Source organism: Brevundimonas sp. D3-1P, assembly GCF_055809335.1.
Genome location: NZ_CM147908.1, coordinates 3,204,201 through 3,217,890 on the forward strand (window position 1 = coordinate 3,204,201; position 13,690 = coordinate 3,217,890).

16 protein-coding genes and 1 tRNA gene are annotated in these 13,690 nt (G+C 67.5%); 6 read left to right on the forward strand and 11 right to left on the reverse strand.

The window, feature by feature from the left end; genetic code table 11:
• The first annotated feature begins 4 nt into the window (after positions 1 to 4).
• From folB to AC0L6G_RS16220, 5 genes are all read left to right on the forward strand, one after another.
• Entirely contained in the window at positions 5 to 400 is a 396-nt protein-coding gene (gene folB, locus AC0L6G_RS16200) for a dihydroneopterin aldolase (RefSeq protein WP_473252632.1), read from the forward strand.
• 91 nt (positions 401 to 491) lie between these two features.
• Positions 492 to 1,142: a hypothetical protein gene (locus AC0L6G_RS16205; RefSeq protein WP_473252633.1), complete on the forward strand. Its 651-nt coding sequence runs from the start codon at positions 492 to 494 to the stop codon at positions 1,140 to 1,142.
• Positions 1,143 to 1,155: 13 nt separating this feature from the next.
• Entirely contained in the window at positions 1,156 to 1,539 is a 384-nt protein-coding gene (locus AC0L6G_RS16210; RefSeq protein ID WP_473252634.1) for a hypothetical protein, read from the forward strand.
• 54 nt (positions 1,540 to 1,593) lie between these two features.
• Complete coding sequence (locus AC0L6G_RS16215; RefSeq protein WP_473252635.1) at positions 1,594 to 1,878, forward strand: GNAT family N-acetyltransferase; 285 nt, start codon at positions 1,594 to 1,596, stop codon at positions 1,876 to 1,878.
• A gap of 108 nt (positions 1,879 to 1,986) precedes the next feature.
• Positions 1,987 to 2,307, forward strand: coding sequence for a hypothetical protein (locus tag AC0L6G_RS16220; RefSeq protein ID WP_473252636.1), 321 nt, complete (start codon positions 1,987 to 1,989; stop codon positions 2,305 to 2,307).
• Here AC0L6G_RS16220 and AC0L6G_RS16225 read toward each other — a convergent pair.
• The 8 genes from AC0L6G_RS16225 to msrA form a co-directional block, all read right to left on the reverse strand.
• Positions 2,304 to 3,284: an SDR family oxidoreductase gene (locus AC0L6G_RS16225; RefSeq protein ID WP_473252637.1), complete on the reverse strand. Its 981-nt coding sequence runs from the start codon at positions 3,282 to 3,284 to the stop codon at positions 2,304 to 2,306. The genes AC0L6G_RS16220 and AC0L6G_RS16225 overlap by 4 nt on opposite strands.
• A gap of 67 nt (positions 3,285 to 3,351) precedes the next feature.
• Entirely contained in the window at positions 3,352 to 3,669 is a 318-nt protein-coding gene (locus tag AC0L6G_RS16230; protein WP_473252638.1) for a hypothetical protein, read from the reverse strand.
• A gap of 111 nt (positions 3,670 to 3,780) precedes the next feature.
• Entirely contained in the window at positions 3,781 to 5,742 is a 1,962-nt protein-coding gene (gene mdoH / locus AC0L6G_RS16235) for a glucans biosynthesis glucosyltransferase MdoH (protein WP_473252639.1), read from the reverse strand.
• Positions 5,743 to 5,893: 151 nt separating this feature from the next.
• Positions 5,894 to 7,741 (reverse strand): acyltransferase family protein, encoded by a 1,848-nt coding sequence (locus AC0L6G_RS16240; protein ID WP_473252640.1) that lies wholly within the window; start codon positions 7,739 to 7,741, stop codon positions 5,894 to 5,896.
• A gap of 78 nt (positions 7,742 to 7,819) precedes the next feature.
• Complete coding sequence (locus AC0L6G_RS16245) at positions 7,820 to 8,119, reverse strand: HigA family addiction module antitoxin (protein WP_291535622.1); 300 nt, start codon at positions 8,117 to 8,119, stop codon at positions 7,820 to 7,822.
• Positions 8,119 to 8,406, reverse strand: a complete 288-nt coding sequence (locus AC0L6G_RS16250; protein WP_293825306.1) for a type II toxin-antitoxin system RelE/ParE family toxin — start codon at positions 8,404 to 8,406, stop codon at positions 8,119 to 8,121. Before AC0L6G_RS16250 ends, AC0L6G_RS16245 begins: the two co-directional genes overlap by 1 nt.
• A gap of 71 nt (positions 8,407 to 8,477) precedes the next feature.
• Positions 8,478 to 9,800: a 2-oxoadipate dioxygenase/decarboxylase HglS gene (hglS, locus tag AC0L6G_RS16255; protein ID WP_473252641.1), complete on the reverse strand. Its 1,323-nt coding sequence runs from the start codon at positions 9,798 to 9,800 to the stop codon at positions 8,478 to 8,480.
• A gap of 72 nt (positions 9,801 to 9,872) precedes the next feature.
• Positions 9,873 to 10,523 carry a peptide-methionine (S)-S-oxide reductase MsrA gene (msrA, locus tag AC0L6G_RS16260; protein ID WP_293825302.1) on the reverse strand — a complete coding sequence of 217 codons (651 nt, stop codon included), beginning with the start codon at positions 10,521 to 10,523 and terminating at the stop codon, positions 9,873 to 9,875.
• A 139-nt stretch (positions 10,524 to 10,662) separates the two neighbouring features.
• Here msrA and AC0L6G_RS16265 point away from each other — a divergent pair.
• Positions 10,663 to 10,752: transfer RNA gene (locus AC0L6G_RS16265), tRNA-Ser, on the forward strand.
• Between the two features lie 407 nt (positions 10,753 to 11,159).
• Here AC0L6G_RS16265 and AC0L6G_RS16270 read toward each other — a convergent pair.
• Genes AC0L6G_RS16270 through AC0L6G_RS16280 form a run of 3 tightly spaced genes read right to left on the reverse strand, consistent with a single transcriptional unit; the run spans position 11,160 to position 13,473 of the window.
• Positions 11,160 to 12,797 carry a recombinase family protein gene (locus AC0L6G_RS16270; RefSeq protein WP_473252642.1) on the reverse strand — a complete coding sequence of 546 codons (1,638 nt, stop codon included), beginning with the start codon at positions 12,795 to 12,797 and terminating at the stop codon, positions 11,160 to 11,162.
• Positions 12,794 to 13,225 carry a DUF2924 domain-containing protein gene (locus AC0L6G_RS16275; RefSeq protein WP_473252643.1) on the reverse strand — a complete coding sequence of 144 codons (432 nt, stop codon included), beginning with the start codon at positions 13,223 to 13,225 and terminating at the stop codon, positions 12,794 to 12,796. The genes AC0L6G_RS16270 and AC0L6G_RS16275 overlap by 4 nt, the downstream gene beginning before the upstream one ends.
• Positions 13,222 to 13,473 carry a DUF3489 domain-containing protein gene (locus tag AC0L6G_RS16280; protein ID WP_473252644.1) on the reverse strand — a complete coding sequence of 84 codons (252 nt, stop codon included), beginning with the start codon at positions 13,471 to 13,473 and terminating at the stop codon, positions 13,222 to 13,224. The genes AC0L6G_RS16275 and AC0L6G_RS16280 overlap by 4 nt, the downstream gene beginning before the upstream one ends.
• Positions 13,474 to 13,690 lie beyond the last annotated feature (217 nt).

Here is a 13,690-nt window from a genome sequence, read left to right on the forward strand (position 1 = left end):
CCGCGTGGTCCAGTCGTCGCAGGTTTCGCCCTTCCCGGCGGACGAGCCGCGTTTCGAACGGTTGAGCGTCTTCGTGCGCGGGCTGGTGGTCGAGGCGGGCATCGGGGTCTATGACCACGAACACGGGCGGCTGCAGCGGCTGACGATCGACGTGACGCTGGAGCTGGAGCCGCGATCCATCGAGCGGCTGGGCGACACCATCGACTATGAGACCGTGGCCAATGCGGCGCTTGCCATTGCCGAACAGGGGCACGTCGGCCTGGTGGAGACCTTCGCCGAACGGCTGGCGCGGGCCTGCCTGGCGGACGGACGGGTGCGGCGCGCGACGGTGCGGATCGAAAAGCCCGGCGCCCTGGCCGCCGTGATCGCCCCCGGCTGCGAGATCGTGCTGGCGCGGTGAGGCGTAAAGCCCGGTTGCGTCCAGGCGGCCCCGCCGCCATTGTCGCGGGGTTGAGTCCAGCCGCAGGCGCGGCGCGAGAGAAGCGTTGTTCATGGCCGAACCCGGCGATCCCAAGACCCCTGCCGACGCGCAGGACGAGCACGATCACGACGCCCATGTCGGTTTCGTCTCGCCCGCCTCGCTGGCCGGGCGGGCGCGCGTGCCGGAGCCGAGGCCCGAACCGGAGGTCCATGAGCCGGACCTGTTCGATCCGCCGCTGTCCGACGCGACGGGGCCGTACGACCGGAACGAGGGGGTGCAGCCGGTCGCCCGCTTCGCCCCCCCTTCGTCCGCCCGCGCCGCCGGTCCGCACGCGGCGATGCGCCACCGACTGAGCGGCGGCGAACGGGGCGATATCGCACGGGCGCCGGGGCCGGTGGCGCCGATGCGGCTGTATGCGGTCTATGTGCTGATCCTGCTGGCGACGCCGACGCTTGGACTGTCGTGCCTCGCAGCCCTGCTGGCGGTGATGCGACGCGACCCGCCTGTCGACGCGCTGGAGGCCAGCCATGCGCTGTATCAGCGGCGCACCCTGCTGGGCGCGGTCGCGGCCGCCGTGGTCGGGGCGGTTCTGGTGATCGTCAACATCGGCGTCGTGGTCCTGTTCGCCGTGGCGGTCTGGATCCTGGCCCGCGGCGCCTACGGCGTGTTGAAACTGAAGAGCGGCCAGGCCGTTCCCAATCCCCGAAGCTGGCTGTTCTGAGAGAGGCACGATCATGACCAACGCCCCCGATTTCACCGCCGGCCGCGAACCGGAAGGCAAGGTGGGCGCTCTGATCGCCTGGGCGCTGTTCATCCTTTCGATCCCCAGCGCGAACGTGCTGGTGCTGATCGGCCTGGTCGTGTCCTATGTCTCGCGCGGGACGGCGACCGGGGTGGCGCGACAGCACATCGACGCCCAGATCGCCCTGTTCTGGTCCGTGTTCTGGTGGACGATCGCGGCCTGGGTCGGGATCTTCGTCAGCGCCCTGGCCTCGCTGGTGTTGATCGGCATACCCTTTCTGCTGCTGTTCCTGCTTCTGTGGTTCCTGCTGAGCGTCTGGTTCACGATAAAGAGCGTGATCGGCCTGCTGAACCTGCTGAACGACAAGCCGATCTGACGCTGACGGAACGTCCCGACGGCCTTGGCGGTTGATCCGTCAAAGGAGATCCAGATGGGACAGTTCAAAGACGTCGAAAGCGATAACCGGTTCGAACAGGCGTTCGACGACGACAAGGGCGCGGGCCTGGTCTGGGCCGACTATGCTGTAAAGGGCGACGCGCGGGTCATCCTGCACGTCGAGGCCGAGCCGTCGCTGCGCGGCTCGGGCGCGGCGGCGCGGTTCATGCAGTCCCTCGGCGACCATGCGCGTCAGACGGGGCTGAAGCTGTTTCCCCGATGCAGCTACGCCGTCGCTTGGCACAAGCGGCATCCCGATTATGACGATGTGCTGGCGTAGGAATCGGCGCTTAGGTCGCAGGGCGGAGGTCGGCGTTCGCTGTAATGTGGCCGGATGTATTTGATCGGACAGGCCTGGGTCTATCACGTCGGCAACTCGATCGTTCGCGTGGAGAACGCCTTCGCCTGGAGGGGATGGGCGCAGGATCGATTGATCGTCAATGAGGAACCGGTACGGACGGCCGGCGCCTGGTTCGGCCTGTCGCGCGATTTCAAGGAAGACTGGCTGACGCCGACGGGCGAAGGCGAGCTTGCCGTTGGGCTTCGGTCGCGCGTGAACGGCATCAGCTGCGAAGCCTTATTGGAAGGGGTGGATGTGGCGCCCGAAGAATTTCTTCAGGCGCGTTGGCGTGGCGGTCGAAACGTCTGGGCGCCGACGGAGGCCTGGACCCCCGCCGGCAAGAACTCCTGGATCGTCGGCCTCCCCTAACCGCCCGAATAGCCGCCGACGATGGGCAGGATTTCCCCGGTGATGAAACTGGACATCTGGGGCGAGGCCAGGAAGACGTAGGCGGGGGCGATCTCCTCGGGCTGGGCCGGGCGTTTCATCACCGTCTTGGCGCCGAACTGTGAGACCGTCTCGGCGTCCTTGTCGGCGGGGTTCAACGGGGTCCAGACCGGGCCGGGGGCGACCACGTTCACCCGGATGCCGCGCGGCGCCAGATGCGTGCCCAGCGAGCGGGCGTAGGCGTGGATGCCGCCCTTGGTCAGGGAGTAGTCCAGCAGGTCCTTGTTGCCCTGAAGCCCGGTGACGGAGCCGGTCATGACGATGGCTCCGCCGGTCTTCATGTGCGGGACCGCCGCCTTGGTCATGTTGAAATAGCCGTAGAGGTTGGTCTTCAGCGTGCGGTCGAAATGGTCGTAGGTCAGATCCTCGAAGGCGGCGACGTGCTCCTGGAAGGCGGCGTTGGGGACCAGGACGTCCAGGCGGCCGAAGGCGTCCAGCGTGGCCTTGACGGCGGCCTCGGCGAAGGCGGGGTCGGACACGTCGCCCTTCAGCACCAGAGCGCGGCGGCCCTCGGCCTCGACGGCGGCCTTGGTCGTTTCGGCGTCGGCCTCTTCGTCCAGATGGCAGATGACGACATCGCAGCCCTCTCGCGCGAACAGGACGGCGACCGCGCGGCCGATGCCGGAATCGGCGCCGGTGATCAGGGCGGCGAACCCGTCCAGCTTGCCCGATCCCTTCCAGAAGGGGGCGTCATAGAGGGGCGCGGGGTCCAGGGCCGCCTCGTCGCCGGGCTTGGTCTGGTGCTGTTGGGGAAAGGGCGGTTCGGGATAGGGGCGGGCGCCGGCCTGGACCGCGCCCGAGGACTCTGCGTCACCCGAACGGGCGTCCTTGGCGTCGATGTCGCGTTGGATGGCGCGTTCGTGGTCGGCGACGGCGTCGGCGCGGGCGGTGTCGGTCATCGAAGGCTCCTGAAGGACTTGGTCTTCAGAAAGCGGGCGAGGCGGACAGGCGTTCCCGTCGGGACGATCAGCTGACGCGGTGGATGATGGTCCGGAGGGTTTCGGCGCGGTTGGGCAGGTCGGTCGCCAGGCGCGAGGCCAGTTCACGCGCGCCGACCGGATAGGCGTCGCCGCCGTCGGCGATGGCCCTGGCCTTGGACGCGGCGTCCAGCAGCAGCTTCTCCAGCGCCTCGACCTCTTCCAGCGCCAGGGCGTGGGCTTCGAGCTGGAGACGCTTGACGCGCTCGGCCGTGGTCTCGGGCGCCTTCATCAGATTGTAGATTTCGGCCTCGGCCGCCACGAGCCGCAGATCGGGCTTGGCATCGGGACCATCGGACTTGGCCATGAATCATATCTCCCCGAAAGATCAGGAGCCCAAGGTGATGCGAAGTTGCGTTCGCGTCGAGCGTGACCGTAACGGTTGTGGCGGCACTGTGGCCGCCACGCATCGGTGGAACTACAGTTCCGGCGCGCGGGCCGGAACCATGGCGGGGGCGGCGACGGGCGCCAGGACGCCCCCGGCGACCGCCCGCAGCGGCGAACGGGGCGTATGCAGGACGGCCGGCGAGACGCTGACGCCGTCCTGGGCCGGCGTGACCAGGAAGCCCTTCCGGGCCAGGGCGTCGCCCGAGCGGACGCGCGAGGTCCACACGGCGATCGGCGCGGCCAGCAGCAGCGGCAGGACGATCGGGGCGAACCAGGTGGCCAGGTCGGGGCGCACGCACAGCGGAACGATGAAGCCGACCCCGGCGATCATCTGCCAGCGCATGGCGCGCAAGGCGTCCGACCAGGCCAGGCCGTCGGCCTCGCGCTGCTGGGTCGACCAGCCGGTGTCGTGCCCCGACAGGATCTGGATGAAGGCCTTGGTGTTGGCGACCATCAATATGGGGGCCAGGATGGCGGACAGGGCGATCTCGGCCGCCATGCCGCGGGCGATGGCGCGGCGGCCGCCGAAGGCGCGCAGCTCGGCCGGGCGGCTGAGCACCAGGGCCGCGCCCATGAACTTGGGCCCGATCAGCAGGATGCCCGACAGGAAGGAGGCCAGCATGAAGGGCGTGAACTGCGGATTCAGGATGTAGAAGAAGCTGGACCAGTCCACCGGATAGAACATCTGGATGAACAGGCCGGTCATCAGCGAGGCCAGCCACAGGGGCGAGGACAGATAGGCCATGCAGCCCATCAGCAGCTGAAGGCGGCTCATCGGCGACAGGCCCTTGGCCGTGATCAGGCCCAGGTGTTGCAGATTGCCCTGGAACCAGCGGTGGTCGCGGCGGATGAAGTCGGTGATCGAGGGCGGGGTCTCTTCCCACGATCCGTCCAGCGAGGCGGTGACGTGGACGGCCCAGCCGGCGCGGCGCATCAGGGCGGCCTCGACGACGTCATGGCTCATGATATGGCCGCCGAAGGGTTTGCGGCCCTTCAGATGCGGCAGGCCGCAGCAGGCGGCGAAGGCGCGCGTGCGGATGATGGCGTTGTGGCCCCAATAGCTGGATTCCGAACCGGTCCAGTAGGCCAGGCCCGCCGCGGCGACGCGGCCGTACAGGCGCACCGAATACTGCGACACGCGCGCGAAGATGGTGCGGGCCTTGATGATGACCGGGGCTGTCTGGATCAGGCCGACGCCCGGATTGCGCTCCACCGCATCGACCATGCGCAGCAGGGTCTCCCCGGCCATGGTGCTGTCGGCGTCCAGAACGATCATGTTCTCGTAGGCGCCGCCGAAACGGCGGACCCATTCGGCCAGATTGCCGGCCTTGCGCTCGGCGTTGTCGGTGCGGCGGCGGTAGTAGGCCTTGGAGTTGGCGGCCAGGCGGAAGGCCTGGAAGGCCGAACGCTCGGACGCGGCGGCCTCGTCCTTGGTCGAATCGCTGAGCACGAAGATGTCGAAGGCCGAGGACGCGCCGAGACGGGCCAGCGCCTGGTCGATCATGCCAAGGCGCGCGAAGGAGGCGCGGGCGTCCTCGTTGTACAGCGGCATCAGCAGGGCCGTGCGCGTGCGCGGCGTCGCCGGATGGGGCGAGAAGGCCAGATCCTGCTGGTCCTTGCCGCGCATCATGACGAACAGGCCCATCAGGCCGCTGACGAACCAGCAGGAGATGGCGGTGATCAGCACCATGAACAGGCCGAAGGCCACGATCTCGGTCCCGTCCCACCCCTTGCGGGCGTAGAGGTAGAAGGGAGTGATGGCCGACAGGCCGGTCAGGACCGCCGTGCCCGCCAGCAGCGCCAGACGACGCAGGGCCACCGTGCGCGGCGAGGTCGCGGGCATCCGTTCGGCCACGGCCTCGGGCGCGGTCAGCGACTGAACCGGCATGGCCAGGGGCGCCGCGTCGGGCAGCCAGGACCAGGACGACCCGTGGCCCGTTTCGATCGTCTCGATTTCAGCCTGTTCGACAGGCCGGACCGCCAGCTTGTTCATGCCGCTCTGGACGCCCCCGTGTTGACCGACCGTCTTTCCGAAGGCAGGAAAGGCGCGGAGTGCTGCGCTGCAACACGTTCCCCATACTCGATCACATTCGCGCGATTTTCAATCACGCAATGTTGATACCGACGATTATTTTCGGGGTTTTCTAGGCCGGCACGTCCAAGACGGCGGAAGCCGGGCGGGGCGGCGGCGACTCTGTGGCGTGAGCCAGCAGTTTACGGTCCAGAACCCAGGCCGCAACCCCGACCCAGCCCACCAGGACGAGGGCGTAGAGCCGTTCCCACCAGCCGACGTTGGCGTCGTTGACCGCGCCCGGCAGGATCAGGTGTTTGGTCAGGACCGTCAGCACGGCCATGACTACGAAGGTCGCCGCCAGAAAGACCTTCAGCCGGGGCATGTCGCGTCGACGGTGCAGTCCCCACAGGAGAAGCAGCGGCGCCAGTTGGATGCCCAGGGCCAAGTTGATGACCATGTGGCGCGGATCGGGCCAGGGATAGAGGGTCGATCCCGCCATGCCCGTCCCCGCCAGAACGAAGACGACGACGATCACCCAGCCGGCGACGCGCGCGCCGGTCAGGGCGTAGACGGCCAGGCCGAAGCCGATCCCCCCCAGGCCCGCCATGATCCCGGCGACGAAGACCCCGCCGTTGAAGATGATCGGGGCGCTGGCCGAGGCGCCGCCCAGTTCGCTGAGATACTGGGTGGCGTTGTCGAAGCCGGGATAGGCGGCGATGGCGGCGGCGACCACCGTCAGGGCCAGCAGCGGCGCCGCCACCCCCACGCCCAACAGGCGGCGGCGACGGTGGTACCGCTGGGGCGGCCGCAGCAGGGCCTTCAGGTCCAGCGGCCAGGGCCGGCCGTCCAGCGGCTTCAGCCCCCACAGCGGCCGGATGGCGGGGATGCGGCGCACCACCTCATAGACCGCAAGACTGCCCAGAAAGGTGACGGCGACCAGGAACAAGGCTTCCAGCCAGGCCGGCAGGGCGGCGGGGCGGACGATCCAGACGGCGGCGACCAGGATGGTCTGATGCGCCAGATAAAGCGGGAAGGTGGCCTGGGTCAGATAGTTCAGCACCGGCCCGCCCCGCGCCCGCAGATGCCGCGAGCCGAAGCCAAGGATGGCGACGATGGTCGCCCATTGGTCGACGCCGTAGACGACGGCCTTGGGTATGCCCCAGAAGGCGCGCCCGCCCGGATGCCAGACCTGGACCATCATGACCGGCAGGGCGACGGCGGCCAGGCCCAGGGCGAGCCAGCGATACCGCTCCATGTCCCGCCAAAGGCTTTCGCGGCCCACGATGGAAAAACCGAAGACGAAGGCGGCCAGGGACAGGGCGTGATTGTACCAGTCCCAGTGCAGGACGTTGGTGACGCCGAACCACGGAAACAGTCCGATGCGGATGGCGATCAGATAGAGGATCGGCAGGACCAGCAGGCGCGGCCCGGCCAGATGATTCTGCAGCCAATCGCCCAGCCGGTCGATCAGGCCGGGCTGGCGCCACAGCAGGATGGTCACGACGCTGTAGGCGGCGATATAGACGATGAACCATAGGTGGTTGACCGGCACCCCGTCCGCCAGGCCTCCGAGGCTGAACTCGCGCCCCATCCAGGCCAGATAGCCGGACAGCCCGTTCGGCCAGCCGCCCTTGTCCATGGCCTCGATCCACGACTGGATCGGCACCAGGACCACCGCCCCGAACAGCAGGGGCGGAACCAGCCGCTCGAAGCGGGCGCGGGCCACCTGGCGCGGGGTGCGGCGCAGGGTCATGAAGCGCAAGGCCGCGCCCGACACCAGAAACAGCAGCGTCAGCCGCCAGGGATTGGTGATCAGGATCGCCTCGCGCATCCACGCGAAGGTGTGGGCGCTGTGGATGTGCCAGTCATAGACGCCATAGACTAGGCCGACATGATACAGGATCAGCAGGCAAAAGGCGCCGACGCGGATCCAGTCGAGATCGTAACGGCGCTGGGTCGAGGAGGCGGACGGGTTCACGGCCGCGTCTATGATCCCGCCCGAACGGTCAGGCAAGACGACGGATGGTCTCGGGGGACGCGAGCGGCGGGAAGGCGTTCAGGCAGCGGCCAGCGGACGAACCCGGATATCCTGTTCATGGGCGCGGGCCTTGGACAGATCGTGGCGGGCCTGCATCCGCATCAGGGTGTCGGCGCTGACGCCGAACAGTTTCTCGAAACGGATCGCCATTTCGGCGGAAACGCCCGACCGGCCGTTCAGCAGGCTGCTGGCGGCCTGGCGAGTGACGCCCAAGGCCTCGGCCAGGGCGGTGACGCCAAGTCCCTTGGGCGTCACGATTTCATCGCGCAACCAAGGACCGGGGTGAACGGCGAAGGTCTGATGAAGACGAATGGCCATCAGTGATAATCCTCCAAATCCATATCCTCGATCTCGAGGGACGGGGTGACGCGAAAGGTCAGCCGCCAGTTGCGTGTCAGGGTCAGCGACCAGAATCCCGCGCGGTCGCCTGTTAGTCGATGTGCGCCGAAATTGGGCGGACTCAACAGCTCGTCTTCCTCGGCTATGGCGTCGACATAGGTCAGAATATTGGTCAGACGCCCGATGAGGGCGGCCGGCAGGCCCTTGGTCCGGCCTGTTTCGGCGAACTGGCGCAACGCCTTGTGCCTGATGCTGGCGATCTCCACCGGCCCAGTGTCGCGTCAAGAATGACAAGTGTCAAGCGACGGTTTACGTATCTGGGTCGCGAGATCGAAGATCACACCGTCTCGGCCACGCCCAGCGCCTTCAAGGTCGTGGCGATGGAGGCGTCCTGTTCGGTGCGGTACAGGGCCATTTCGTCCAGGACAGGGCGGCCCAGGGCGGTTTCGAAGGCGGCGCGGGCGGGATCGGCGGCGTAGGCGCTCTGGCGAGCCTCGGCGCCCAGATTGGACTGGAAGATGCCGGCGGCGCTGACGGGCAGGAAATCCTCGTAGGTGATCGGCTCGGCGGCGACATGGCCCCGGGCGATCAGGGCGTCCAGATCGGCGGTCTCGACCCGCATCGCCAGACCCTGGGGCGTCGCGCGATAGCGGAACCAGGCTAGTTCGCCTCGGCGCAGCGCGTCCCAGTCGTCGGGCAGGGCCGAGAAGTCGCCCGTCGCCAGGGCCTGGTCGTAGAGGGCGCGGCCGGCGGGCGTCAGGGCGCAGCCGCGCTGCTCGATCTCGCCGAAGCGGGCGGTGTGGGTCCCGGCGGTGGTCCCGTCCTCGCCCGGGAAGGCGATGGCTTCCTCCAGCGCCTTGAAGCTGGTCTGGCGCAACAGGATTGGGCAGGCGCGGGCGGGCGGCCCCTCTATGGTTTCCTTGGGCGTGATGCCGCGCGCGGGCATGGCCGCCTGGGCCGCGTCGATGTCCAGGGTGCGCGGCGTCAGATGGTTGATGTGCGGCCCCTTGAAGCTGACCACGTCGGCGATCAGACGGTGGGCGGCGACCAGGCGGTCGTAGGTCGCTGCGCTGACCGTCGCCTCGGCGTGCCAGCGGAAGGTTTCAAGCAGTTCGGCGACGAAGCGGTCGGCCTGATCCTCGTCCAGCCCGCCCTGGGCCTCGGCCGTTGCGATCAGGTCGCGGGCTGCGGCGGTGAAGATGTCGCGTCGGGCCAGGGTTTCGGCCGCCTCGGCCCGCAGCGCCTCGTCTTCGATCAGCTCCAGCCGCAGCAGGGAGCAGAAGACCCGGAACGGATTGCGCGCCAGGGCCGCCGGATCGACCGGGCGGAAGGCGGTGGAATGGACCGGCACCCCGGCCGGGGCAAGGTTGTAATAGCTGACGGGCGCCATCCCCATGACGGCGAAGGCGCGGGCGATGGTCGCCAGTTCCTCCGCCGCGCCGACGCGGATGGCGCCGTGGCGCTCCTCCGACAGCCGGGCCAGTTCGCCCGACGCCGCCAGCCGATCCGCTCGGGCCGCATCCGCCTTCAACACCTGCGCATTGATGTCGGCCACCAGCGTCAGCAGGTCGCCGTATTGCGGCACCTCGGCCCGGTACATGGCCGACAGGGCGGCCGAGAACTGGCTGCGGATCTCGTCAGGATGGACGAAGGCGGACATGGCTGCTCCCGAGTTTTCGTCGGTCATAGGCCGACGCAGTCGCGTGCGAAAGCCGGCAGCCGCATCCCGGCGTCAGGCCGCGACGCCCACGCCGATGGGGCAGACCACGCCCGTCCCGCCGATGCCGCAATAGCCGGCCGGATTCTTGGCCAGATACCCCTGGTGATAGCCCTCGGCGTAATAGTATTCGCCCGCCGGCTCGATCTCGGTGGTGATGGCGCCGCGGCCGGCCTGGGTCAGGGCGGCCTGATAGGCGTCGCGCGAGCTTTCCGCCTCGGCCTGCTGTTCGGCGTTCAACGTATAGATGGCCGAGCGATAGGTGGTGCCCACGTCGGCGCCCTGGCGCATCCCCTGGGTCGGGTCGTGGTTCTCCCAGAAAATCTTCAGAAGTTCGGCGTAGGTGACGACGGACGGGTCGAACACCACCTTGACCACCTCCGTATGGCCCGTGCGGCCCGTGCAGGTCTCCTCATAGGTCGGATTGGGCGTGATCCCGCCGGAATAGCCGGCCGACGTGACCCACACGCCCGGCGTCCGCCAGAAGATGCGCTCCACCCCCCAAAAACAGCCCATGCCGAAGATGGCCGTCTGGAACCCCTCGGGATAGGGGCCTTTCAGCGGATTCCCGCTGACGAAATGAGTCGCGTCGGTGGCCAGCGGCTCGGCGCGGCCAGGCAAAGCGGTCTCGGGCGTGGGCAGTTCGGCGCTTTTCTTGAACAACATTTGCGGATCCCTCGTCGGAAAATGGCTTTGATCGCCATATGGGGACGCGACAGGCGCTTGCCGAGGAGGCGAGGGTGTTCTATCAGGCCCGCCTCCCGCCGGATCGACCTCCGGCGGCGCGTACGAACTGGCGTGAAACGGACAGGTGGCGGAGTGGTCGATCGCGCACGCTTGGAAAGCGTGTGTAGGTGAAAGCCTACCGAGGGTTCGAATCCCTCTCTGTCCGCCACGCCGTCAGTCGCTGACTGACGGTTCGCTGTTTTTCTGAAAATTACCCCGACATTACCGTGGCCTGCACGGAAGCAGAGACGATTCTGGCGTCTCCGCCGCGACTGAACGCGCCTGTTCAGCGGCCATTATCGCGCCCCCGTCTCCGTTTGCCGATGGTCGGTTGGGTTTGCGCCCGACAAAGGCGCTTGCCTGTTTACAGGGAAATACAGGGAATCGCTTCAGTTCTCGTGGTCGCCGCAACGAAAGAACCGCCGCGCAAACCCAGGTGCGGCGGGCTACAGCAGATATCCTAGGCCTCGAATTCCCGCGGCAGGAACAGGGAATTCAAAACGACGTAACAGGGAAAATAATCTGCAAAACAGGGAACGCCCTCGCCCTAAACAGGGATCGAGGGCGTCGAACGCATCAGGCGCGATAGAACCGCCGCTGCGCTTCCCAGTCGAGCGGAACGTCCTGGGTCATCACCCTCTGCAGGGTCAGGCCCTCAGGCTGATCGCCATCAAGGATGGCCTGCTTCAGATCCGGCGCCAGGAAGGCGGTTCGGATCAGGCGCGCGGCGTAAGCGGCCTTTACCCCCTCGGCTTTAGCGATGCTCTCAAGGCTGTAAGCCTCGCCGACCAGCAGCTTGCGCTTCCAGGATTCCGCTCGGATCAGGGCCGAGCTCAAGGCGGGATACACCGCCGCCTTATGCAAAGGGGACTGACCCTGAGGGCCGACGGCGATCTTGCTTCCGCCGCGCCTCTGGATGCGCATCGGGATGGTAATCACGACCCCGTCGTCGCGCCGTTCAAGCTGCTCAAGAACAACGCGCTCGCGCCCCTGGAGATCGCGCGTCGCCAGATCGAGCCTCTCAGCATCGAGCACGACCGTCAGGGCTTCGGCGCAGACCTCTACGCGATCAACCAGGTCGCGGACGCGAGGCCAATCGGGCGCAAGGTCGATCGGTCGGCAGAGCCCCAAATTCTGGAGGTGGTCCGCAACGGCTTGCTCCACGATCGGTGCCGACACCCGCGGACACGCGCCCGCCTTATCCGGCGCTCCTGACTGGATCGCGGTTGAAACATAATAACGGTAGGTCGCGCCGTTCTTGCGCGAGCAGCTGACGGGCGACATGCGGTTGCCGGCGCTGTCGTAGATCAAGCCCGTCAGGGGCGCGCCCGTATGGGAGCGGCGTGGCTGCCCCTTCGCTCGTGGCCGACGCTGCTTCTCACCGAGCTTGGCCTGAACGGCGTCGAACAGGTCGCGATCGACGATGGCCGGATGCTGACCTGGGTAGTGGGCGCCGTTGTGAGGGATCTCGCCGATATAGATGCGGTTGCGCAGGATATGGAACAACGCCCCCCGTTCGATCGGCACGCCGCCTCGCACCACGCCGGCCTTGCTGACGGTTCGCTTCGATAGAACGCCCTGGTCGGCCAGTTCACGGCATAGCAGGTGCACCGAGCCCAGCTCCAGGTAGCGACGGTAGATGCCGCCTACCGTTTCGGCCTCGGCGGGGTTAATGCTGAGGGTGCGGCCGTCCGGATCGTAGCCAAACGGGACCCCGCCCCCCATCCACATGCCCAGCTTCTTGCTGGCGGCGATCTTGTCGCGGATGCGCTCGCCCGTGACCTCGCGCTCGAACTGCGCGAAGGACAGCAGCACATTCAGGGTTAGCCGCCCCATGGAGGTGGTGGTGTTGAAGGCCTGGGTCACACTGACGAAGCTGGCCCCAGCCTTGTCCAGGACGTCCACGATCCGAGAGAAGTCGGTCAGCGCCCGCGTCAGACGGTCGACCTTATAGACCACGACCACGTCGATCCGACCCGCCTCGATTTCCGCCATCAGCCGCTTCAACGCCGGCCGCTCCATATTGCCGCCGCTGAATCCGCCGTCGTCATAGACCTCAGGCAAAAGGGTCCAGCCTTCGCCAGCCTGGGACAGAATGTAGGCGGCGCAGGCGTCGCGCTGGGCGTGCAGCGAATTGTAGTCCTGCTCCAGCCCCTCCTCGGTGCTCTTGCGGGTGTAGATGGCGCAGCGGATTGGACGGGCGGGCGTCTTCATGCGGCTTCGCCCTCGCGCAGGCCGAAGAACCGAGGCCCGTTCCAACGCACGCCTGTGATCAAGCGCGCGACTTTGGACAGGCTGGCGTGCTTCTGGCCATTCCAGATGTAGCCGTCGGCCGCCACCTCGACCTGGTGGCGCTCACCCTGCCATTCCCGCACCAAGGTCGAACCCGGCTTGAAGGTTGTCGTCCGCACCTTGGGTTTGCATCCGGTGCGATGCTGGGCGGCGACCTTGGCCAGCCGCCGATCCAGCACTGCATCCCGACCCGCAGCCGTCGTCTGCAGCTGTTCCGCCAGCGCCCTGCGCAGGATGTCGCGCGAGCGGATCGGGGGCGGCTCGCCGAGCCGCTCCCTCCAGACCGACCTCAAGCCGTCCACGCCCATGTCCTGGATCGCCGCCAGCAGTTGCGTCATTTCGGCGCTCACGCCTGCGGCTCCGCCTGGATGATGCGCCAAATGCGGCCTCCTTCCGATTTCTCGCTTCGAACCGCATGGCCCTTCTTACGCAAAGCGCCTGCCAGGGCGCCGCGGACCGAATGCGCTTGCCAGCCGGTGGCCGTCATCATGGCCGGCATGCTCACGCCGTCGGCCTGTTGCAGTAGGGCGATCAGACGATCGAGTTTGGAGGTCGGGGCGGGCGCCGCAGCGGTAGCCGGCGTCTTGGATGATGACATGGGGAGTTCCTTCAGGTCAGCGAGCGCGGCTTGCGCCCTACTGACCTGAGCCCGGAAGGCCGGGCGGGAACGAGATCACTACCGCTTCGAATGCTGCGCAAGTCCAGCCGCTCATCGGAATATTCGAAGCGTCGCCTTGCAGGGCGGCCGTACGACGCCCACCTGCCTTCCGTCGAGCGATCGACACCGTTGGCAGAACACAGAGCCCATAGGCTCG

Bases quoted from the DNA above. Each gene is read 5' to 3' on its own strand.
- AC0L6G_RS16205 (WP_473252633.1), top strand. From the start codon at position 492: ATGGCCGAACCCGGCGATCCCAAGACCCCTGCCGACGCGCAGGACGAG.
- AC0L6G_RS16210 (WP_473252634.1), top strand. From the start codon at position 1,156: ATGACCAACGCCCCCGATTTCACCGCCGGCCGCGAACCGGAAGGCAAG.
- AC0L6G_RS16215 (WP_473252635.1), top strand. From the start codon at position 1,594: ATGGGACAGTTCAAAGACGTCGAAAGCGATAACCGGTTCGAACAGGCG.
- AC0L6G_RS16225 (WP_473252637.1), bottom strand. From the start codon at position 3,284: ATGACCGACACCGCCCGCGCCGACGCCGTCGCCGACCACGAACGCGCC.
- AC0L6G_RS16230 (WP_473252638.1), bottom strand. From the start codon at position 3,669: ATGGCCAAGTCCGATGGTCCCGATGCCAAGCCCGATCTGCGGCTCGTG.
- mdoH (WP_473252639.1), bottom strand. From the start codon at position 5,742: ATGAACAAGCTGGCGGTCCGGCCTGTCGAACAGGCTGAAATCGAGACG.
- AC0L6G_RS16245 (WP_291535622.1), bottom strand. From the start codon at position 8,119: ATGGCCATTCGTCTTCATCAGACCTTCGCCGTTCACCCCGGTCCTTGG.
- hglS (WP_473252641.1), bottom strand. From the start codon at position 9,800: ATGTCCGCCTTCGTCCATCCTGACGAGATCCGCAGCCAGTTCTCGGCC.
- msrA (WP_293825302.1), bottom strand. From the start codon at position 10,523: ATGTTGTTCAAGAAAAGCGCCGAACTGCCCACGCCCGAGACCGCTTTG.
- AC0L6G_RS16270 (WP_473252642.1), bottom strand. From the start codon at position 12,797: ATGAAGACGCCCGCCCGTCCAATCCGCTGCGCCATCTACACCCGCAAG.
- AC0L6G_RS16280 (WP_473252644.1), bottom strand. From the start codon at position 13,473: ATGTCATCATCCAAGACGCCGGCTACCGCTGCGGCGCCCGCCCCGACC.